The sequence below is a fragment of the Nesterenkonia maliinae genome (assembly GCF_051262655.1).
Taxonomy (GTDB): domain Bacteria; phylum Actinomycetota; class Actinomycetes; order Actinomycetales; family Micrococcaceae; genus Nesterenkonia.
Genome location: NZ_JBIMEY010000004.1, coordinates 1 through 18,568, shown reverse-complemented (window position 1 = coordinate 18,568; position 18,568 = coordinate 1). Strand labels below are relative to the sequence as shown.

The window sequence follows — 18,568 nt, the reverse complement described above, 5'->3', positions numbered from 1 at the left end:
TGGCTGGCGATATGCTCGTGGCAGGAGGTGTCATGGTCAGAGTCCCGGAATCCCAGCGCGTGCGCGATGCGCTGGAGAACGCCATCGTCGACGGACAGTACGGTCCCGGCGAGCGGCTGGACCCTGCCAAGCTGCAGCAGGAATTCGGCTGCTCACGCACGCCGGTGCGAGAGGCCCTGCAGGCGCTCGAGCGCTCCGGGCTGGTCCGCATCCGCCCCAAGCAGGGCACCTACGTCACCGAGCTGAGCCTCCCTGAGCTCGCCGAGCGCTTCGAGCTCATGGCAGAGCTCGAAGGCATGGCCGCCCGGCTGGCGTCCCGGCGGATCGAGCGCGAGGCCCTGGCGGAACTCGGCCAGGCGCTGAAAGAATGTGAGCGCTTCGAAGCTCAAGGGGATGCCGATGGCTACTACTACGCCAATGCCTGGTTCCACGGGATCATCTATGACTCCTGCGGCAACGGCTACCTGCAGCAGCAGGCGCACCACCTGCGCCGCGTGCTGCAGCCCTACCGGCGACTCCAGCTCCGCGCGCCCGACCGCATGCGCCGCTCGCTGGCGGAGCACCTCGCGATCGTGAACGCGATCAGCGCCGGAGACGGCGAGACCGCAGAGAACACCGCACGCGATCACGTCCTGGTGCAGGTCAAGGAGTTCAGCCAGCTCGTCCGGACCTGGACCAGACTGCGCGAAGCCCGCCTCGACCAGCCCCAGACCCAGCTCCACTGAAAGGAATCAGATGTCACCGGAGCGAAGTCCCGAATTCATCGAGGCCATCTCACGCGGATTGTCCGTCATCACGGCATTCACGCCCGAGTACCCCAGCCTGACCCTGAGCCAGGTGGCCAAGGCCACCGATCTCGCCCGACCCACCGCGCGACGGATCCTGATGACCCTCCAGGAGCTGGAGTACGTGCGCGCCGACAAGGGCCTCTTCGCGCTGACCCCCCGGGTGATGGAGCTGGGCATGGCCTATGTGGGCTCGCTCGGACTCTGGGATGTGGCGAAGCCGCACCTGGAGGCGCTGGTGACCCGTACCCACGAGTCTGCGTCGATGTCCCAGCTGGACGGTCCGGACATCGTCTATGTGGCCCGCGTGGCGGTGCCGAAGCTGATCGGGCTGCGGGTCGACATCGGAACCCGGTTCCCGGCGCCCCCGACCTCTCAGGGCAAGGTCCTGCTGGCCGACATGGAACGCCGAGAGATCCTGCAGAGGCTCTCCGACCCCTCACGCTCCTCGGTGATCCCGGTGGTGCAGTGGGACCAGAAGTCGTTCCTCGAGGAGCTGGACCGAGTGAAGCAACAGGGCTACGCGCTGGCCGATGAAGAGCTGGCCCGCGGAATCCGCTCGATCGCCGTCCCGGTCCGGGACTCCCATGGCCGGGTGCTCGCCTCGATGAACACCACCGTCCATGCGGCCGAGACCAGCGTGGAGACCCTGCTGACGAAGCATCTGCCGCCGCTGCGCGAGGCCGCAGACGCCGTCACCGAGGACTGGACGCGCTGGCAGTCGCTGCCCAGCGACGTCCGCGAGCGCGACGCCGACGCTGTCGGACGCATCCCGCTGCTGGCCTCGCCGGAGGAGTAGACCCGGGACGTCACTGCTCGGGGCTGCGCTCGACGCGACCCGGCATACGGTCACGCGCTGAGCTGAGCCCGACGGCTCACATGGCCACGGAGGGGTAGTCCCGTCCGGTCCAGTGGCCCAGCTTCTGCGCCATCTCGGTCTGGAACGCCAGCGGCCCCTTGGCGGCGGCATACTCCTCGTCGAAGAGCGCGATGAAGAGGGTGAGGTTCAGGAAGAAGTGAGCCCCGTGCTCGAAGAGCCACACGTAGTCATGGGTGGACAGGGCTTCGCGCTCCTCTGGACTGAACTCGAGCCAGCTGGTCTGTTCCACGGAGTTCAGCCAGCGCCCGACCTCCTTCTCCCAGCGGTCCACTGTGGCCCGAGGGTCCTCGCGATAGCGGGCCACCCATTCGGGGTCCCGGTCGATGGTGAAGAGGAACTTGTTGACGTAGTACTTGCTCATGCTTGCTCCTGGGTCACACGGAACTTCTCCCAGGCCGGATCGGACGCGTAGATCGGCCCGGTGCTGGCGTTCGCGGTCGCGGCCGCGCGGGCGGCGGCGTCGAGCTGGTCCTGGGTCTTGTTCGGGTACCAGGTCATGTACATCTCCCGGGTGTGGAACAGGTCCAGGTGATCGACGTAGTCGGCGTGGACTCCGGGGCCGGCGATGCCCATCATCAGCAGCAGGTCCATGAAGCCGTGGGTGGCGTTGCCCGCCCCGGCCATGGACTCGTGGGTGACGTTGTCCAGGATCGCGTCGATGTTGCCGGTGGAGAGCCATTCGATGGCATCGGCGTCGAACAGCGGGTCCGGGCCGTGCTCGCCGAACTGGCGCGGTCCGCCGAGCTCCAGCGAGAGGTGCCCGGTCCCGATGGCGGCGACCTTCTTGTCGCTGGGGAAGCTGTCGATGATCTCCCGGATCGCCCGTCCCACAGCATAGAAGCGGCGCGGTGAGGGCAGCGGGGGCACGAAGATATTGGTGTAGATCGGCACGATCGGCAGGTCCGCGTCGGGGCGGACCGTGATGATCGGGCAGATGATCGAGTGGTCGATCTTCAGCTCGTGACTGACCGAGAAGTCGAAGTCCTTGCCCAGCAGCTCCTCGTGCATGTAGCGGGAGAGCTCGATGTCGCCGGCCAGGGTGTACTTCGGGATCCCGAACTCGCGCTCCTCGTTGTAGAAGGTCGCGTCGTAGGTCTCCTGCTTGCCGATCAGGAACTGCGGATAGTTGTCCAGCCAGAGCTGGTGAAAGTGATCCGCTCCGACCATCACCAGGATGTCGGGCTCCGCGGCGGTGAGCGTCTCGCGGTAGGCCTCGACCTTGCGCTGCCAGTCGGCGGCGTAGGGCGGGCGCTGATCCTCCGGGGAGGTGGTGGCCTTGTAGTAGAACGGGTGGTGGGTGCTCGCAAGCACCGCGGTCAGCTCTGCCATGCTCAGCTCTCCCTTGCCGGATCGGTGTGGCCGCTCTGGTCTGGCGCCGTGGACGGATCAGTGTCCGCGGGCTCATCCGGGACCAGCGGAACGAACGTCGCATTCCGGTCCACGTGCATATAGATGTCATTGGCGATCGGGTTCCGCCGCTCCTCCGCGATCTGTCCCAGCAGCCCGGCAGTCCGCGCGAGCAGGGCGAAGCCGCGCAGGAAGTCCACCGGGAGCCCCAGGTCGGCCAGGGCTGCCCCGCAGACCCCGGCTCCGTTGAGCGGGAGCTTCTTGCCCAGGACCTCCTCGCTGACCCGACCCATGGCCTCAAAGAGCCGCAGGTGCTCCCCGCGGGTGCCGCCCTCTTCGGCGATCTGGATCAGTCGTGGGGTGCGCGGATCGCCCTGCTTGTGCACCGGATGGCCCAGTCCGGGGACGATCTGCTTGGCCGCCCGTGCCCGGGTGATCGCCGCACGCGCCAACGCGTCATAGTCCGCGTCGGTGCTGCGCTCGCCGTCGTCGGCCTCAAGCACCTGGTGCAGGAACTTGCCGGTGTCCTCGGTGACCCCGAGGAAGCGGGAGCCGCCGCCGAGCAGGCCGGCGGCGATGGCACCCTGGATGGACTCTGGTGCTGAGAGGTAGGTCAGCCGGGCGGCGATCGCGGTGGGGGTGAAGCCGTGGTCGGCCAGCGCGACCAGCACCGCCTCGAAGGTCCGCAGCTCACCGGGGGTGGGTCGGCGGGTGGCGGTCATCCAGAAGGCAAGCTCGGCGAACCCGACCTTGCCCATCAGGTCCTCGGAGAGGGACTGCCCCATGAGGCTGATCTCCTCGGCGGTGGAGGTCCCCAGCGATGTGGGGTAGCTCGGCGCCTGACCATCGTTGTCTGCGGTGCTCATCGCTGGGCCCCTTCCTCGGTCTTCAGCCAGGCCTTGATCTCCTCGGTGTGCTCCCCCAGCTCCGGCGGCGCCAGCTCGTAGCGCGGGGTCATGGTGTTGAACGTCAGCGGGTGCCGGACGCCGGGGACAGCGTTCTCCCCGCTGCCCACCTGCACCACCGGCTCCAATCCCAGCGCTTCGGCGTACTCCACGCCCTGCTTGATGGTGTTGATCGGGCCGCAGGGCACCCCGACGTCGTTGAGCTTCTCGAACAGCTCCTGGGCGGTGTGCTTGGCCAGCTCGGCCTCCAGGATCGGGCGCAGCTCGTCGCGGCGGTCGGTGCGGTCTCCGACGTCGGCGAAGCGCTCGTCCTGCGCGATCTCGGGGATCCCCAGCACTGTGCAGAGCCTGCTGAACTGGGTGTTGTTGCCGGCCGCGATGATCACGTCGTCGTCGGCGGTGGGCATGGCCTCATACGGGTAGAGCGAGGGGTGGGCGTTGCCCATGCGCATCGGGGTGGTGCCGCCGCCCACGTAGGCATGGGTCTGGTTCACCAGCCCGGACATGGCCGAGGCCATCAGGGACGCCTGGACGTGGGCGCCGTCGCCGGTGTGGTCGCGCTGGCGCAGCGCGGCGAGGATGCCGATGGTCGAATGCAGCCCGGCCATCACGTCGAACACACTGATCCCGGCGCGGTAGGGCGGGCCGTCCGGGGAGCCGGTGAGGCTCATCAGCCCCGACATCGCCTGCACGATCAGGTCATAGCCCGGGTACTTCGCGCCCTCCCCCTCCGTGCCGAATCCGGTGATGGAGGAGTAGATGACGCTGGGGTTGGTCTTCGACACCGCGTCATAGTCCAGTCCGAACTTCTTGAGTCCGCCGGGCTTGAAGTTCTCGATGACGACGTCGGCACGCTGGGCCAGCTGCTGGGCGGCGGCGAGGTCATCGGCGTCCTTGAAGTCCAACACGATCGACTTCTTGTTGCGGTTGATCGCTGCATAGTAGGTGGAGACCCCGTCCGGACGGCGCGGTGGGACCCAGGTCCGGGTGTCATCGCCGCCGGCGTTCTCGACCTTGATCACCTCGGCACCGAGGTCTCCCAGCAGCATCGTGGCGTAGGGGCCGGCGAGCACCCGGGAGAAGTCGGCGATCAGGACCCCCTCCAGCGGCAGGCCGGCGGGTGAACCTGTCTCGCGTCCAGACTGCGCGGCGGCGGCGCCATGGGGACTGTTCTGGCTCATCACGGAGTCCTCTTTCTACGATTTCCGCACCGCCGGCATTCCGCACTGTGCGTCGTCAAGCGGACAGTCGTCCGCGTATCTCGTGATCAGTTTCACACCGGGGACACGCGGCAGTCAACCCCAGGTGCATCTGGTCGCGGTTTCCTAGAATGAGCCTGACGAGATCGGCGTCACAAAGTAATCGGACTCTTGTCCACTGTGCGAACGCGCGCTATTGTGAGGGCCATCACAGACATCTTCACAGGAGGCTGACATGAGTTCTGACGCCGCATCCAACGGCACCAGCGCGCCCGTTCTCTTCAAGAATGGGATCGTGCTGACCATGGACAAGCAGCACAGCGTCTTGACCAGGGGTGATGTCCTGGTGGTGGATGACACCATCGCGGCCATCGGTCCGGATCTCCAGGCCCCCGAGCATGCTCGGGTGATCGACGCCGAGGGCGGGATGATCACTCCTGGGTTCATCGACACGCATCGACACATGTGGCAGACCGCCATGCGGGGCTACGGGGCCGACTGGACGCTGACCCAGTACTTCGTCTGGAACTACCTCGAACACGGCAAGAAGTTCCGCCCCGAGGACATCTACGCCGGCAACCTGCTCTCCGCCGTGGAGGCCATCGACTCCGGCGTCACCACCTCGGTGGACTGGTCTCACGGGCTCTCCACCGTGGACCACGCCGACGCCGCGGTGGACGCCCTCGAAGAGGTCGCCGGCCGCTTCGTCTTCGCCTACGGCAACATCCACGCCGGACCCTGGGAGTGGTCCGCCTCCCCTGAGTTCCGCGACTTCGTGGACCGCCGGATCCCCCGCGCAGGCGGTCAGCTCGGCGACGACATGCTCGGCTTCCAGATGGCCTTCGACGTCACCGGTGACCCGGAGTTCCCGGAGAAGAAGGCCTTCGAGGTCGCCCGGGACCTGGGCGTGGGCGTCACCACCCACGCCGGCGTCTGGGGCGCGACCAACGACGACGGGATCCGACTCATGCACGAGCACGGGTTCATGAACGAGAAGACCGTCTACGTCCACGCGGCCACCCTGAACCAGGACTCCTATCAGCGGATCGCCGCCACAGGAGGTGCGGCCTCGGTCTCGGCGGAGTCCGAGTCCAGCTGCGGTCAGGGATACCCCTCCTCCTGGCAGCTGCGCAGGCATGGGATCCCGGTCTCCCTCTCGGTGGACACCTCGGTCTGGTGGAGCGCGGATCCGTTCGCGGCCATGCGTTCCACGCTGAGCTCGGACCGGGCGCGGGAGCATTTCGAACACCATGCCACCGGTGAGACCTGCACCAACCTGGGCCTGCGCGCCGATCAGGTGGTCGGTTGGGCCACCCACGGCGGCGCTGAGGCGCTGGGGATGGAGAAGTCCATCGGCTCCCTCGAGGTCGGCAAGAAGGCCGACATCGTGCTGATCAAGAACGACGACTCCCCGGCGATGTTCCCGATCCTGAACCCGCACGGCCACGTGGTCTTCCAGGCCCAGCGCGGGGATGTGCACACTGTGATGGTCAACGGCAGGATCGTGAAGCACGAGCACAAGCTGGTCGATGTGGACCTGGCCAAGGTTCGGAGGACCGTGGAGGCCACCGTGGACCATATCGCCGCGGAGCTGGGTCAGCAGGAGTGGGAGGCCGGGATGAGCCCAGAGGTGCCCGAGACCAAGATCCTGGACAACCCCTACACCTATACCGAGTACCGCACGGAGAAGACCCATGCTGCGCAGGGGCGGGGTCCTGACGCCTGAGCCGGCAGAATACCTGCACGTGATCCCTCGCACCGGTCACGTGCATGCAGAACTGGGGCTGCGCTCGAGGGGAGCGCAGCCCCAGTCGTGCCTCCTGGGTCCGCGGCCCGGGCGGTGCCGAGGGCCTGCCGAGAGGCCGCGCGGCGGCAGATCCGACTCCGAGCTCCGGCCCCGCCTCGGCTCCGGCCCCGCCTCGGCTCCGGCTCCGGCTCCGGGATCAGCGGGAGACGGCCGCGCGGCGGACCACCAGGGCGAAGGGCACCGCGGCCGCCAGCGCTGCGAGCACGATCAGGGTGCCCACCCAGGTCACCGGCTCATGGATCAGCGTGCTCCAGGCCTCTCCGGAGAACCAGGCGTCCAGCGAATGGGCCCCGGCTCCGGTGAAGCCCAGCACGGCGGCGGCCGCCGCGAGCACGTAGGGATACTCTCCGCCTCCGGCGATGTTCCAGAACTTTCCGGAGTTCAGCTGCATGGTCACCCCGGCCACCACCATAGTTCCTGCCGCGAGGAGCGCGCCGACCGGAGTGAGCAGTCCCAGCAGCAGCAGGGTCGCGGCGATCAGTTCAGAGAGTCCCGCCGCGAGGACCATGCCGCGGCCCGGGCGCAGCCCGAGCGAGGCGAAGATCTCCCCCTGGCGGCGCAGCCCGTTGCCGCCGAACCAGCCCGCGAGTTTCTGGCTGGCGTGGGTGAAGAGGATCAGCGCCAGCACCAGGCGCAGCAGCAGCAGACCGATGTCCATGATCACCTTTCAATAAGCGGACGCATGTCCGTTTATGACCAGTCTTGCCCGGCAGCCGATCTTCGTCAAGGGCTCCAGCACGGCCCGGCCAGCCTCGCGTAACATGAGGTGCCTCACAGGAGATGACCCGCTCTGCGGGGAAGGGGGACCCCGTCACACGCTCATCCGGGCGCGATCCTCACGCCCATGACCCCCGATCCGGTCAGCCCGGCTCCCGCGGCAGCGATGGCCTCGGACCTGGGGAGCCGGCGAGCCTGTGGAAGCGGTTCAACGCCGGGCTCCACGAGTTCTACGTCGCCCCGTATCGACGGGTCTTCGCCCGCGCCAAGCGCGACGAGGAGGACCTGTTCATGATGCTGGTGCTCTCCGAGGCGTTAGGCCTGCCGAACCCCGCCTCTGGGATGACGCTGGAGCTGCTGCCGGAGATGCTGGACCGGATGCATGAATGGCACACCCGCCAGGGGCTGGAGCACTCCCCCATGGACGGACTCGGCTGCTGCTGAAAGGACTCTGCGCGCATGTTGTTGGACCTGATTGAACGACGCCGAGTGCTCTTCCTCGGCGGCAAGGGCGGAGTCGGCAAGACTGCGACCGCCTCGGCGCTGGCGCTGCACCAGGCGGCCGCCGGCCGACGGGTGCTGCTGGTCTCCACGGACCCGGCGCATAATCTGGGCCACCTATGGGACCAGGCCGTGGGCGATGACGCGGTGGAGCTCTACCGCCATGACGCCACCGGCGGGGTGCTGAGCGGGATCGAGATCGACCCGCAGCGCACCATCGACGAGCACCTCGCCGAGGTCGGGGCCAATCTGCGGGACTTCATGCCCGCACACCTCCACCCGCAGGTCGCGGCGCATCTCAAGCTCTCCGCCCAGTCGCCGGGCACCCATGAGTCCGCCATCCTGGAACGGATCGCCGTGCTCATCGAATACGGCCTCGACTCCCATGACCTGATCGTGTTCGACACCGCCCCTTCCGGCCACACCGCTCGACTGATGGCGCTGCCCGAGATCATGTCCACCTGGATGTCGGGGCTGCTGACCCGGCGCAGCAAGGCCGAGCGCTTTGGTGCAGCGGTGCGCGTCCTCGACGGCGACGACGACCCCGCGAAGACCTCCTCGACCAACCGGGACCAGCGGATCCGGCAGGTGCTGACCCGCCGGAAGGCGCGCTTCGAGATGATGCGTGAGGTCCTGGCCGACGCAGAGGTCTGCAGCTTCGTGGTGGTGCTCACCCCGGAGCGACTCCCGGTCCTGGAATCCGTGGAGCTCTGCGCCCAGCTGCGCGAGGCCGGCGTCGACGTCGGCGGCCTGGTGGTCAACCGGCTCTCCCCCACCGACGCCGGGGAGTATCTGGCCGCGCGCAGACAGCAGGAGCAGCGCCACCTCGAGTCGTTGGCCGAGCTGCTTCCCGGGGTCGCGGTGGACACGCTGCCGCTGCTCGCCGGTGACCTGGTGGGTCCGGCCGCGATCCAGCGTCTGGCCCGCGAGCTGCGCTGAGGCCTTCGGGGCGGCGCAGTCCCGGGAGGCGGCTCAGTCCCGGGACAGCCGACTCAGACAGTGGCGGATCCGGGCGACGGCGTCGTCGGTGATGTGGTGCTCCTCGTCGCGGTAGACGCTCAGCGTGGTCACCCCGGCCAGCCCCTCGAACGCCGCGGCGGTGTCCTTCGCCCGGTGCAGCGGCACCCAGGGGTCTTCATCGGCGCAGAAGAGCTCCACCGCGAGTCCGCGCAGACCGGGCGCAGCGGCCGGGGCGAAGCTGCGCGGCCGCGGCCCGAGATATCCGCCGGTGTGCAGCACCACGCCGTCGACCGCTGGCTGGATCGTGAGCAGATGCTCTGTCAGCAGGCAGGCGCCTTGAGAGAATCCGAAGACCACCACCGGGGCGCCGCCGGCGTCGCGGGTCTGCAGCAGGCCTGAGAGCTGATCGTGGATCACCCCCAGCGCCTGGTCCAGCTGCGGCTGGTTGGACTCGGGCGGCTCCATGAACTTCCCCGGATACCAGGAGTGTTCTGCCGCGCTCGGCAGCCACCAGCAGATCCCTTCCAGCTCCAGGCGTGCGGCGAAGTCGATGAAGAACTGCGGGCTCTGGGTGCGACCGTGGACCCCGTACACCACGAGCCGCGCGTCCTCGGGGGCGGCGCCGTAATGCACGAGGTCCATCTCGTCATGGTTGGGCACCGCGATCAGTCGTCCACGCTCAGCGGCTCGAGCTGGGACATGATGTGCTCGCGCTCATGCTCGAACTGCGGGGGCAGCATGAACTTGCGGCCCAGCTCCTCGGGAGACTCGTCGCAGTCCCAACCGCCGTCGGCGTGGGTCACTGCGAGCTCGAACAGTGCTCCTCCGGGTGTGCGCACGTAGTGGGACTTGAAGTAGGTCCGGTCCTTGAGCTCGGAGATGTCGGTATAGCCCGCGCCCTCGATCGCGAACTTCGAGGCCTCCTGGTTCTCCAGGGTGTCGAAGTTCCAGGCGAAGTGGTGATAGGTCCCGGCTGCAAACCGCCAGGTGCCCTGGTCATCGGTGCGATTCCCGCGCAGCTCCACCCAGTTCCCGAACTCGTCGGAGCCGACCTTGAACCGGGCGACGTCGCCGGCTTCGGCGATCTCGCCACCGAGGAAGAAGACATCCTTGGCGAAGTCCACCATCCGGTCCTGGTCATAGACATGGATGCCCATCCCATAGATCCCGTGCACCGCATGCTCCGGCGGAACGCCGTGTCCAGGATGGCCCACCCGGGGATCGCCGTGCACTCCGACCAGCACATATTCGAGTCCGCAGGGGTGGTTGAACGCCAGTCGCCGCTCGCCGAAGAGCTCCGACTGCTGGTGCTCGATCTGCATCGAGCTCAGCCGCTGCGCCCAGAAGTCCATGGAGCCGGCCGGGACCGCGAGCATCACCTCGCGGGCCTGATTGGTCCCCCGGGTGCCGAAAAGCCCCTGCTGGGCCCAGGGGAAGGTGGTGACCACAGCGGAGGGGTCACCGTTGGCATTGGAATAGTAGAGGTGGTAGATCGGGATCGAGCCGTCGTAGAGCACGGTCTTCTTGATGAACCGCATGCCCAGGACCTTGGTGTGGAAGTCCACGTCCTCCTGCGCCTTGCCGACGGAGAGCGTCACGTGGTGGGAGCCGAGCAGATACGTCATGATGATGCCCTTCTGTGGGGGTGACTGCTGCGATCTATGACTGATGGGGACTGTCGGCCGATGCGGATGGATCCGCTCCGGACCAGGCCGCGCGGATCAGCGCGGTCGCGTCCGCGAGGGTCATCCGGCGCGGATTGCTGTCCGGGACGACGTCGAGGGTCAGCTGCGCGGCGCGCTGAAGGTCCGCCTCCTTGAGTCCGTGGTCGCGCAGCGCCCGCGGGGCGTCGATCTGGGTGCGCAGCCGATCCAGGCCGGCGAGCGGGTCGCCGCTCCGGCCGTCGGTCGAGTCCGCGGCACCCAGCGCCGCAGCGATGCGCTCCCCTGCCTCCGGCGCGGACGGCAGGTTGAAGGCCAGCACGTGGGGCAGCATCACGGCGTGGGTCTGCGCATGGGGTAGCCCGAAGGCTCCGCCCAGGACGTGGCAGATCTTGTGGTGCAGGCCCGAGCCGGCGGAGGCGAAGGCCGTGGCGGCGAGATAGGCGCCGTACTGGAGCTGCTGGCTCCCCTCCAGGCTGTGGATCGACCCCTCGGCGAGCTGCGCCAGCCCCCGTCGCAGGGCTCGGATGGCCTCCTCCGCCCACAGGCTGTTCAGCGGGTCCGCGCCCGGCGCCCAGAACGAGTCGATGCAGTGAGCCAGCGCGTTCATCCCGGAGGCGCCCGCCAGCGCGGCGGGGAGATCACGGACCAGCTCGGCGTCGTAGACCACGCTTCGGGGCAGGACCGCCTCGTCGGTCCCCGTGGTCTTGGCGCCCGCTTCGGTGACTCCCCAGACGTTGGTCGCCTCGGAGCCGGCGTAGGTGGTGGGCACCGCGATGATCGGGGCGCGGGTCTTCAGCGCGACCGCCTTGCCGAGGCCGATGGCGGAGCCGCCGCCCACACAGAGGATCAGGTCCGCCCCAGCCTGGGTGGCGGCGTCGCAGGCCAGCTCCACATCCTCCACGGGAACGTGCTGCCGCGCGCCGTCGAGCCGGTGTGCGATGCGCAGGGTCGCATGGAGATCATCGGCCGCGGGCTCCGCGCTGCGTGAGGCGATGAGCAGGATCTCCTGGGCCCCGAGCCGCTTCGCCTCGGTCCGCACATCCGTGGTCAGATTCCCGACGCCGAAATGGACCCGCTGACCCAGCGTCTGGTGGCTGAAGCTCATGGTCATAGATGTCTCTCCTCCCGCGCTGCGGCGGAGTCAGGACCGCAGGTGCGAGGACTGCGGAATATGCGGACAACTGTCCGAACGACATTATGTGATGTGGAACACCTGGGCTGTCAAGAGGCTGCCGTCCAGCCTGGCAGGTGCACAGGGCGGCGCGATGGGCCTCCACCCGAACCAACCACGGCGCAACTGGCAGAATAGTGACCCTCAACACATAAACATCTCTCTGAGATATCCACCGACCCCCGGGACCAGAGAAGTTCTGACGATGTCCCAGCAGCGACTGACCGAGCCGAAGACCTTCACCGCGAAGCCCAGGACGATGCGACTGAGCTTCACTGTGCAGCTGCTCGCCGGGGCCGCGGCGCTCGGAGGGGGCGCGTGTTGGCCACCTGCATCTTGGTGCTGACCCCGGCGCTGCTGATGTTCGGTCCGATCATGGTCGTGACCGTCGTCCCGGCCCTGGCGGGACTGGTGCTGCTCTGGACGCGCACGAGCAGCGCCTACATCCGCAGGGTCTCTGACCGAGCCTCTGGGGAGGCCGAGGACTCGGTGCTTGAGTCGCTGGTGAACAGCGACTCCTCCGGGCCGAGGGTCCCATGGGCCAACTCCATGCCCGGGAATCCGCACCAGCCCGGAATCTGAACGCCCGCCGCGATCTGAGCCGTCGGGTGGGCTCAGCCGGCGCGGCGGAACGCGGTCTCGATCTGCTCCAGCGTGCGCTCCTTGGTCTCCGGGACCTTCTTCGCGGTGAAGACGAACGCAGTGAAGCAGATGACCGAGAATCCGGCGAAGATCCAGCCCACGCCGAAGGCGGCGAGCGCGGTGGGGAACAGCAGCGAGACCAGGCCGTTGGCCAGCCAGTGCGCGGTGGTGACCACGCCCATGGCGGCCGCGCGCACGCCCAGCGGGAAGATCTCCCCGAGCACCACCCAGACCAGGGCGCCCCAGCTGACCTGGAACATGAAGATGAACACCGCGAGGCAGGCCAGGGTCGCGATGCCCAGGGCCCCGAGCCCGTCGGGAGCGGGCATGACCAGGTTCACCACGGCGAGCACCGCGAGCGCCAGCGAGGTGCCCAGGGCGCCCACGAGCAGCATCGGGCGGCGTCCCCAGCGGTCGGTGTAGGTGATCGCCATCCAGACCGCGGCGATGTTCAGCGCCCCGATGATCAGGTTGGAGCCGATCGCTCCCTCATCCGAGAAGCCGACGTTCTGCAACGTGGTGGGCGCGTAGTAGAGCACCGCGTTGATGCCCATCACCTGCTGGTAGACGCCCAGGCCGAACCCCACCCCGAGGATCGAGAGCACCCAGGGGCGGCGCAGCGCGCGCAGACCTGAGACGCCGTCGCGCTTCTCCGCCTCATGGACCTCGTGGATCTCACCGAGCTCGCGGCGGGCCTCCTCGGGGGTCCGGTCGCGCAGCAGCATCTGCTCCGCCTCCGCCTCCCGGCCGCGGTGGACCAGCCAGCGCGGGGTCTCGCGGACCACGGTCAGTCCCAGTGCGAAGAGCACCGACGGCACCACGGAGAGTCCCAGCATCCAGCGCCAGGACTCCACCGGGGCGAAGGCCACTCCGACCACGAACCCGAGGAACTGCCCGATCACGATGGCCAGGACGTAGGAGGCGGTGACGCGTCCGCGGATCCGTGCCGGAGCGATCTCGGAGAGGTACACCGGAAGGACGACGGCGGCCAGGCCGGTGCCGAGACCGACCACGAGCCGGGCGGCGAAGAGCACTTCGGCGTTGGGCGCGAAGGCCATGCCCAGCGGGGCGATGAGGAACAGTGCGGCGGTCACCAGCAGCACCGCCCGTCGGCCGTAGCGGTCGGAGAGCCGCCCGCCCAGGCAGGCGCCGATCGCGGCGCCGACCATCAGGCCGGTGACGATCGCACCTTCGGCCCAGCTGCTGAGCTCGAAGTCTCGGCGCAGGAACACCAGCGCCGCGGAGATCACGCCGGTGTCATAGCCCCAGTTCAGCCCGCCCAGGGCGCCGAAGAGGTAGATCAGAGTGGAGCCGCGGCGTGCTCGAGTGCCGGCGGGTGCTGCTGTGCTCATGCTGTTCCGTTCCCCTGCTGTGTTCCAGGCCCCAGGCGCTGACCTGCGCATGGACCCAGATCAGACTAGTCCGTGGACTCACCGGTGGCAGAATATCGAGCATGCGCATCACCGAGGGGACCCTGGACCATCCTGCCGTGCGGGAGCTCATCCTGGAGCATCTGCGAGACATGCATGCGACCTCGCCTCTGGAGAGCATCCACGCCCTGGACCTGGACGCCCTGGCGGGACCGGGGATGACGTTCTGGAGCGCGTGGCTGGAGCCCGGGGAGGTGCTGGCCGGATGCGGCGCCCTCAAGGAGCTGGACCCGGGGCATGGGGAGATCAAGACCATGCGCACCTCGGTGGCGGCGCGCGGGCGTGGGGTGGCCAGCACGATGCTGGAACACCTGCTCGGCGTGGCGAGTGCCCGCGGCTACGCTCGGCTGAGCCTGGAGACCGGCGTGGAGGACTACTTCGCCGCGGCCCGCCGGCTCTACCGACGGCACGGCTTCACCGAATGTCCGCCCTTCGGCAGCTACGTGCCGGATCCCAACAGCGTGTTTATGACCCGGACCCTGGGCTGAGCGGGGCGGTTGCTGCCTCCCGAGTTGCAGCGTCAGCGCAGCTCGGCGGCGATCGTCTCTTTCAGGATCTCGCTGGTGCCGCCGAAGATCGTGAGCAGGCGCACCGCGAGGTAGGCCTGGGCGACCGGGTAGTCCAGGATGTAGCCGTAGCCGCCGTGCAGCTGCAGGCAGGTGTCCACTGACTCCTTGGCCTGCTCGCTGGCCCAGAGCTTCGCCTTCGAGGCAGTGACCAGGTCCAGCTCTCCGGCGTTGAACTGGCCCACGGCCGCCGCGACGTAGCGCTGGGTGGCCTCGAGTCCGACCTGCAGCTCCGCGAGCTGGAACCGGGTGTTCTGGTACTCGCTGACCGGCTGCCCGAAGGTCTGCCGCTCCGCGACGTAGCCGAGGGTCTGGCGCAGCACCTCCGCGGTGATCGATGCGGCGGAGGTCGCGATGCCGAGTCGGCCCTGCGGCAGGATCGCCTTGGCGTAGGCCAGTCCGCGGCCCTCCTCGCCGATCAGGTTCGCGGCCGGGATCTGCACCCCGGCGAAGAACAGTTCGGCGGTGTCGGAGGCCTTGAGCCCCATCTTCTCCAGCTGGCGTCCGGGCTGGTAGCCCGGGTTGTCCTGCTTCTCGACCAGGAACAGGCTGAAGGAGCTCTCGGCGCCGCGCTGGCGGACGTCGGAGCCGTCGGTGCGGGCCAGGACCAGGGCTCCGTCGCCGGAGATGCCGTTGCCGATGAAGGTCTTCTGCCCGTCGAGGGTCCAGCCACCGTCGTCGTTCTTGACCGCCTTGGTGCGCACGGCGCGCAGGTCAGAACCTGCCCCGGGCTCGGTGAACGCGACCGAGGAGACGAAGGAGCCGTCCATGAAGCGCGGCAGCCACGCCTGGTGCTGCTCGGCGGAGCCGAACTTCAGCAGCGCCGGGAGCACCCAGTCGTCGTGGAGGTGCAGCGCGAGGGCGACGCCGAGCGCGTCGGCGCGGGCGAGCTCCTCGTCGAGGATCATCCGGAAGCGGTAGTCCCCGAGACCCATGCCCCCGTGCTCCTCCTCCACGGCGAGTCCGAGCAGCCCGTTCTCCGCGGCGGCGAGCCACATCGACCGCTCGATCATGTGGGCGTTGTCCCACGCCTGGTAGTGCGGAATGATCTCGCGGGCGACGAATTCGCGCACCACCTCGCGGAACTCCTCGTGGATCTCGTCGTAGAAGCCGGCAAACATCGGGGGCTGGTGACCTTTCGGGAGACGCGGAGTCGGGTTCAGCGGGCGTGCCGGGAGGCTCAGGCGACCTTGCCGATGGACTCGAAGCGGGTGAGGATGCGCTGGACCTGGATGATCACCGGCATGTCGATCATCTCACCGCGGAAGCTGAACGCACCGGCGAGCTCCGGGTCGGCCCGATGCCCGGCGCCCGGTGCCAGCCCAGCGCTGTTCTCGAAGGCGGCGATGACGCCCTTGGCCCATTCCAGGTCGGTGGCGGTGGGCGTGTAGGCCTTCCGGATCGCGTCGATCTGTTTGGGATGGATGCAGGCCTTGCCGATGAAGCCCGAGGCGCAGGCGTCCTCGGTCTCCACCGCGAGACGATTGAGGTCGGGGACTCGGGTGAACACCGCGTCGATGATGGGCACGCCCACGGCGCCCGCGGTGAGCAGCAGCCGGTTGCGGGTGAACCGGATGATCTCGCGCTGCGAGCCGTCGTTGTTGCGCGAGGTGGTGCCGCCGATGCCGGCGATCAGGTCCTCGGTCCCCCACAGCAGGGCGGCGGTGGCCGGGTGCTGAGTCAGCGCCAGGTCATTGAGCACCCCGATCGGAGTCTCGATCTGCGGGATCAGTCCGACGCCGGGCAGGGCGGCGGCGACCTGGTCGAGGACCTCGGTGCGCTCAGCTTTGGCGATGACCACGTAGCTGATCTCCGTGCCTGCGAGGGCGCGGAGGTCCGCCTCGAGCTCTCCGGAGGCCGGGGCGTTGACCCGCACCAGGGTGCGCGCGGGGTCCATGGACTCCTCGCCCCAGTTCAGTGCCTGCACCATATTGTTGCGGGCGATCTCCTTCTCCCCGGAGACCACCGCGTCCTCGAGGTCGATGATCACCGCGTCGGCCACGGCGGCAGCCTTGGCGAAGAGCTCGGGCCGGCTGGCCGGGCAGAACAGCAGGGCGGGACCCAGCCCGAAGCGGGCCTTGGTGGGGTGAGACATGTCTGTGCTCCGAGTGTGGTGGGCGTGTCGACTCTCGGGTGGGAGAGCCTGTTCTGGGGCGGGTCGCGCGGACAGGGTCACCCCTTGCGTCGGCGCAGCTCCTCGATCATCTGTGGGATGACCTCGTGCAGGTCCCCCACCACGCCGAAGTCGGCGATCTCGAAGACCGGAGCATCCTCGTCCTTGTTGATCGCCACGATGGTCCCGGCGGTCTGCATGCCGGCGCGCTGCTGGATCGCACCCGAGATGCCGGCGGAGATGTAGAGCTGCGGGGAGACGGTGACCCCGGTCTGGCCCACCTGGGCGGCGTGTTCGATCCAGCCGGCGTCGGTGGCCGCCCGGGAGGCGCCCAGTCCGGCGCCGAGCTCGTCCGCGAGCTCCTCCAGCGGGGTGAAGTCGCCCTCCACACCGCGGCCGCCGGCGACGACGACGCGCGCCTCGGCCAGTGCTGGTCGGGCGGAGACCTCCAGCGCGGTGCGCTCGAGGATCTCGACCCCGCCCACGGAGGGGCGCACCGGCAGCACAGTGCCGTCGGGCGCATCGCCTGTCTCCAGGAGCTCGTCGACCCGCTCCGGGTCGAGGTTGTTCGGCTTGAAGGTCGCGACCAGCGGCCGACCCGGGGCGGGGATCAGCTGCGACATGGTCGTGTAGGAGCCGGCCAGCTCGGACTTCGTGGCGACGAGTTCACCGTTGAGCGCCGCGATGCCGCAGATGATCCCGGTGTCGAGCCGCACGGCGAGCCGGGCCAGGGCGTCGGTGATGTCCGCGGTGGCGGAGCCCAGGATGATCCCGGCGTCGCATTCGGCGACGGCGGTCTCGAGCAGGTCCACCACGGCTACCTCGGGGGCGGGCAGGCTGGTCTCGGCGAGGTAGACCTCCCCGATCCCGCTGATCGCCAGTGCCGGGGTGGGGTCCCCCTGGTAGGCGCCGATGGCGACGTGGACCTCGCCCAGGGACTGCGCCTGGGCGATCAGCTCACGCTGGGAGGGGCTCAGCGCCTCGCCGAGCACATCGAAAAAGACCAGGGCATTGCTCACAGCAGACGCTCCTTCGCCAGGAATTCGACGATCTTCAGACCGGCGTCCCCTTCGTCGGTGATGATCTCTCCCGCGGTGCGCGGTGGGCGTGCGGTGGTGGTCAGCACGCGGACCTTCGCGGTGACCTCTTCGGCGCGCAGCCCGAGGTCGGCGAGGCTGAAGCGGGTCAGCGGCTTCTTCTTCGCCGCCATGATGGCCTTGAAGTTGGGGTAGCGCGGGTCGTTGGCCTGGTCGGTGACCGAGACGACGGCAGGCATGCGGACCGCGACCTTCTGCGACTCGGTGCCGCCGGAGCGGGTGACCACCAGACGCTCGGGCTCGAGCTCGAGGCCGGTGGCGTAGGTGACCACGTGGGCGCCGAGGCGTTCGGCCAGCTGGGCGGGGATCGCGCCGGACTCCCCCTCCTCGGAGGCCATGCCGGTGAGCACCAGGTACTCCGGCTCGCCGGAGTCGAACTCGCTGGCGCCGGCCACGGCCTCGACGGCGGCCTTCAGCGCCACTGAGCTGGCCCAGATATCGGCGCCGATGAGGGCCTCATCGGTGAGCTGGTAGGCGTCGTCGGCGCCGATCTGCAGGGCCTTCTTCACGGCGGTGCTGGATCCGGCGGGACCCATGGTCAGCGCGGTGACCCGCACCTCCCGGTCCTGCGCGGCCTCGCGCAGCTGCAACGCGGCCTCCAGCGGGTACTCGTCCAGTTCGCTCAGCACGCCCTCGGAGCGGTCGATGCGCCCCTCGGCGTTGTACCGGCGCTCGAGCTGGGCATCGGGGACCCATTTGACCAGGGTGATGATGTGCAGGGGTGCATTCGCCATGCGGTGCTCCCGCCTCACTCTCGAAATGTGTGGAGTATCAGAGATGTTCC

20 protein-coding genes are annotated in these 18,568 nt (G+C 68.6%); 7 read left to right on the top strand and 13 right to left on the bottom strand.

The annotated features are described in order from the left end of the window. Positions 1 to 32 precede the first annotated feature (32 nt). Both ACHAA4_RS08875 and ACHAA4_RS08870 read left to right on the top strand, forming a co-directional pair. Entirely contained in the window at positions 33 to 725 is a 693-nt protein-coding gene (locus tag ACHAA4_RS08875; RefSeq protein WP_435773813.1) for a GntR family transcriptional regulator, read from the top strand. Positions 726 to 735: 10 nt separating this feature from the next. Further along, on the top strand, positions 736 to 1,584 hold the full coding sequence (locus ACHAA4_RS08870; RefSeq protein ID WP_435773812.1) for an IclR family transcriptional regulator domain-containing protein: 849 nt from the start codon (positions 736 to 738) through the stop codon (positions 1,582 to 1,584). Positions 1,585 to 1,660: 76 nt separating this feature from the next. Here ACHAA4_RS08870 and ACHAA4_RS08865 read toward each other — a convergent pair whose 3' ends face one another. The 4 genes from ACHAA4_RS08865 to ACHAA4_RS08850 are packed head-to-tail and all read right to left on the bottom strand — an operon-like array spanning position 1,661 to position 5,098. Next, the gene (locus tag ACHAA4_RS08865; protein WP_435773811.1) at positions 1,661 to 2,026 is read right to left on the bottom strand and encodes a hypothetical protein; all 366 of its coding nucleotides are present in this window, start codon (positions 2,024 to 2,026) and stop codon (positions 1,661 to 1,663) included. Continuing rightward, positions 2,023 to 2,994 (bottom strand): DODA-type extradiol aromatic ring-opening family dioxygenase, encoded by a 972-nt coding sequence (locus ACHAA4_RS08860; RefSeq protein WP_435773810.1) that lies wholly within the window; start codon positions 2,992 to 2,994, stop codon positions 2,023 to 2,025. Before ACHAA4_RS08860 ends, ACHAA4_RS08865 begins: the two co-directional genes overlap by 4 nt. Before the next feature lie 2 nt (positions 2,995 to 2,996). After that, a complete protein-coding gene (locus ACHAA4_RS08855) occupies positions 2,997 to 3,878 on the bottom strand; it encodes a citryl-CoA lyase (protein WP_435773809.1) in 882 nt (293 codons plus the stop codon). Then, complete coding sequence (locus ACHAA4_RS08850) at positions 3,875 to 5,098, bottom strand: CaiB/BaiF CoA transferase family protein (RefSeq protein ID WP_435773808.1); 1,224 nt, start codon at positions 5,096 to 5,098, stop codon at positions 3,875 to 3,877. The genes ACHAA4_RS08855 and ACHAA4_RS08850 overlap by 4 nt, the downstream gene beginning before the upstream one ends. A gap of 253 nt (positions 5,099 to 5,351) precedes the next feature. Between ACHAA4_RS08850 and ACHAA4_RS08845 the strand changes: the two genes are divergently transcribed. Further along, a complete protein-coding gene (locus ACHAA4_RS08845) occupies positions 5,352 to 6,842 on the top strand; it encodes an amidohydrolase family protein (protein WP_435773807.1) in 1,491 nt (496 codons plus the stop codon). Between the two features lie 217 nt (positions 6,843 to 7,059). On the opposite strand, the gene ACHAA4_RS08840 is transcribed toward ACHAA4_RS08845, so the two are convergent. Continuing rightward, entirely contained in the window at positions 7,060 to 7,581 is a 522-nt protein-coding gene (locus ACHAA4_RS08840; protein WP_435773806.1) for a DoxX family protein, read from the bottom strand. Between the two features lie 122 nt (positions 7,582 to 7,703). Between ACHAA4_RS08840 and ACHAA4_RS08835 the strand changes: the two genes are divergently transcribed. Next, entirely contained in the window at positions 7,704 to 8,084 is a 381-nt protein-coding gene (locus ACHAA4_RS08835; protein ID WP_435773805.1) for a cory-CC-star protein, read from the top strand. Positions 8,085 to 8,099: 15 nt separating this feature from the next. Beyond that, positions 8,100 to 9,080 carry an ArsA family ATPase gene (locus tag ACHAA4_RS08830; RefSeq protein WP_435773804.1) on the top strand — a complete coding sequence of 327 codons (981 nt, stop codon included), beginning with the start codon at positions 8,100 to 8,102 and terminating at the stop codon, positions 9,078 to 9,080. A 33-nt stretch (positions 9,081 to 9,113) separates the two neighbouring features. On the opposite strand, the gene ACHAA4_RS08825 is transcribed toward ACHAA4_RS08830, so the two are convergent. From ACHAA4_RS08825 to ACHAA4_RS08815, 3 genes are read right to left on the bottom strand one after another with little or no spacing between them, the layout of a single operon-like run. Further along, complete coding sequence (locus ACHAA4_RS08825) at positions 9,114 to 9,743, bottom strand: alpha/beta hydrolase (protein ID WP_435773803.1); 630 nt, start codon at positions 9,741 to 9,743, stop codon at positions 9,114 to 9,116. 23 nt (positions 9,744 to 9,766) lie between these two features. Continuing rightward, the gene (locus tag ACHAA4_RS08820) at positions 9,767 to 10,726 is read right to left on the bottom strand and encodes a VOC family protein (protein ID WP_435773802.1); all 960 of its coding nucleotides are present in this window, start codon (positions 10,724 to 10,726) and stop codon (positions 9,767 to 9,769) included. Between the two features lie 34 nt (positions 10,727 to 10,760). Continuing rightward, the gene (locus ACHAA4_RS08815; protein WP_435773801.1) at positions 10,761 to 11,876 is read right to left on the bottom strand and encodes a maleylacetate reductase; all 1,116 of its coding nucleotides are present in this window, start codon (positions 11,874 to 11,876) and stop codon (positions 10,761 to 10,763) included. Between the two features lie 381 nt (positions 11,877 to 12,257). On the opposite strand from ACHAA4_RS08815, the gene ACHAA4_RS08810 reads away from it, so the two are divergent. Then, entirely contained in the window at positions 12,258 to 12,518 is a 261-nt protein-coding gene (locus ACHAA4_RS08810) for a hypothetical protein (RefSeq protein WP_435773800.1), read from the top strand. A 32-nt stretch (positions 12,519 to 12,550) separates the two neighbouring features. On the opposite strand, the gene ACHAA4_RS08805 is transcribed toward ACHAA4_RS08810, so the two are convergent. Next, positions 12,551 to 13,930: a sugar porter family MFS transporter gene (locus ACHAA4_RS08805; protein WP_435773799.1), complete on the bottom strand. Its 1,380-nt coding sequence runs from the start codon at positions 13,928 to 13,930 to the stop codon at positions 12,551 to 12,553. 101 nt (positions 13,931 to 14,031) lie between these two features. Here ACHAA4_RS08805 and ACHAA4_RS08800 point away from each other — a divergent pair, with 101 nt between their 5' ends. After that, entirely contained in the window at positions 14,032 to 14,496 is a 465-nt protein-coding gene (locus ACHAA4_RS08800; RefSeq protein ID WP_435773798.1) for a GNAT family N-acetyltransferase, read from the top strand. Between the two features lie 32 nt (positions 14,497 to 14,528). Here the strand turns inward: ACHAA4_RS08800 and ACHAA4_RS08795 are convergent, their stop codons facing one another. The 4 genes from ACHAA4_RS08795 to ACHAA4_RS08780 all read right to left on the bottom strand — a co-directional run bounded on the left by ACHAA4_RS08795 (position 14,529) and on the right by ACHAA4_RS08780 (position 18,518). Next, positions 14,529 to 15,695: an acyl-CoA dehydrogenase family protein gene (locus tag ACHAA4_RS08795; RefSeq protein WP_435773797.1), complete on the bottom strand. Its 1,167-nt coding sequence runs from the start codon at positions 15,693 to 15,695 to the stop codon at positions 14,529 to 14,531. Between the two features lie 59 nt (positions 15,696 to 15,754). Then, entirely contained in the window at positions 15,755 to 16,669 is a 915-nt protein-coding gene (locus ACHAA4_RS08790; protein WP_435773796.1) for an HpcH/HpaI aldolase/citrate lyase family protein, read from the bottom strand. A gap of 77 nt (positions 16,670 to 16,746) precedes the next feature. Further along, positions 16,747 to 17,706, bottom strand: a complete 960-nt coding sequence (locus ACHAA4_RS08785) for an electron transfer flavoprotein subunit alpha/FixB family protein (protein WP_435773795.1) — start codon at positions 17,704 to 17,706, stop codon at positions 16,747 to 16,749. After that, positions 17,703 to 18,518 carry an electron transfer flavoprotein subunit beta/FixA family protein gene (locus tag ACHAA4_RS08780; protein WP_435773794.1) on the bottom strand — a complete coding sequence of 272 codons (816 nt, stop codon included), beginning with the start codon at positions 18,516 to 18,518 and terminating at the stop codon, positions 17,703 to 17,705. Before ACHAA4_RS08780 ends, ACHAA4_RS08785 begins: the two co-directional genes overlap by 4 nt. Between the last annotated feature and the right edge of the window lie 50 nt (positions 18,519 to 18,568).

Coding starts and splice junctions, on each gene's coding strand:
- ACHAA4_RS08875 (WP_435773813.1), top strand. CDS start 33: ATGGTCAGAGTCCCGGAATCCCAGCGCGTGCGCGATGCGCTGGAGAAC.
- ACHAA4_RS08870 (WP_435773812.1), top strand. CDS start 736: ATGTCACCGGAGCGAAGTCCCGAATTCATCGAGGCCATCTCACGCGGA.
- ACHAA4_RS08865 (WP_435773811.1), bottom strand. CDS start 2,026: ATGAGCAAGTACTACGTCAACAAGTTCCTCTTCACCATCGACCGGGAC.
- ACHAA4_RS08860 (WP_435773810.1), bottom strand. CDS start 2,994: ATGGCAGAGCTGACCGCGGTGCTTGCGAGCACCCACCACCCGTTCTAC.
- ACHAA4_RS08855 (WP_435773809.1), bottom strand. CDS start 3,878: ATGAGCACCGCAGACAACGATGGTCAGGCGCCGAGCTACCCCACATCG.
- ACHAA4_RS08850 (WP_435773808.1), bottom strand. CDS start 5,098: ATGAGCCAGAACAGTCCCCATGGCGCCGCCGCCGCGCAGTCTGGACGC.
- ACHAA4_RS08845 (WP_435773807.1), top strand. CDS start 5,352: ATGAGTTCTGACGCCGCATCCAACGGCACCAGCGCGCCCGTTCTCTTC.
- ACHAA4_RS08840 (WP_435773806.1), bottom strand. CDS start 7,581: ATGGACATCGGTCTGCTGCTGCTGCGCCTGGTGCTGGCGCTGATCCTC.
- ACHAA4_RS08835 (WP_435773805.1), top strand. CDS start 7,704: ATGACCCGCTCTGCGGGGAAGGGGGACCCCGTCACACGCTCATCCGGG.
- ACHAA4_RS08830 (WP_435773804.1), top strand. CDS start 8,100: ATGTTGTTGGACCTGATTGAACGACGCCGAGTGCTCTTCCTCGGCGGC.
- ACHAA4_RS08825 (WP_435773803.1), bottom strand. CDS start 9,743: ATGGACCTCGTGCATTACGGCGCCGCCCCCGAGGACGCGCGGCTCGTG.
- ACHAA4_RS08820 (WP_435773802.1), bottom strand. CDS start 10,726: ATGACGTATCTGCTCGGCTCCCACCACGTGACGCTCTCCGTCGGCAAG.
- ACHAA4_RS08815 (WP_435773801.1), bottom strand. CDS start 11,876: ATGACCATGAGCTTCAGCCACCAGACGCTGGGTCAGCGGGTCCATTTC.
- ACHAA4_RS08805 (WP_435773799.1), bottom strand. CDS start 13,930: ATGAGCACAGCAGCACCCGCCGGCACTCGAGCACGCCGCGGCTCCACT.
- ACHAA4_RS08800 (WP_435773798.1), top strand. CDS start 14,032: ATGCGCATCACCGAGGGGACCCTGGACCATCCTGCCGTGCGGGAGCTC.
- ACHAA4_RS08795 (WP_435773797.1), bottom strand. CDS start 15,695: ATGTTTGCCGGCTTCTACGACGAGATCCACGAGGAGTTCCGCGAGGTG.
- ACHAA4_RS08790 (WP_435773796.1), bottom strand. CDS start 16,669: ATGTCTCACCCCACCAAGGCCCGCTTCGGGCTGGGTCCCGCCCTGCTG.
- ACHAA4_RS08780 (WP_435773794.1), bottom strand. CDS start 18,518: ATGGCGAATGCACCCCTGCACATCATCACCCTGGTCAAATGGGTCCCC.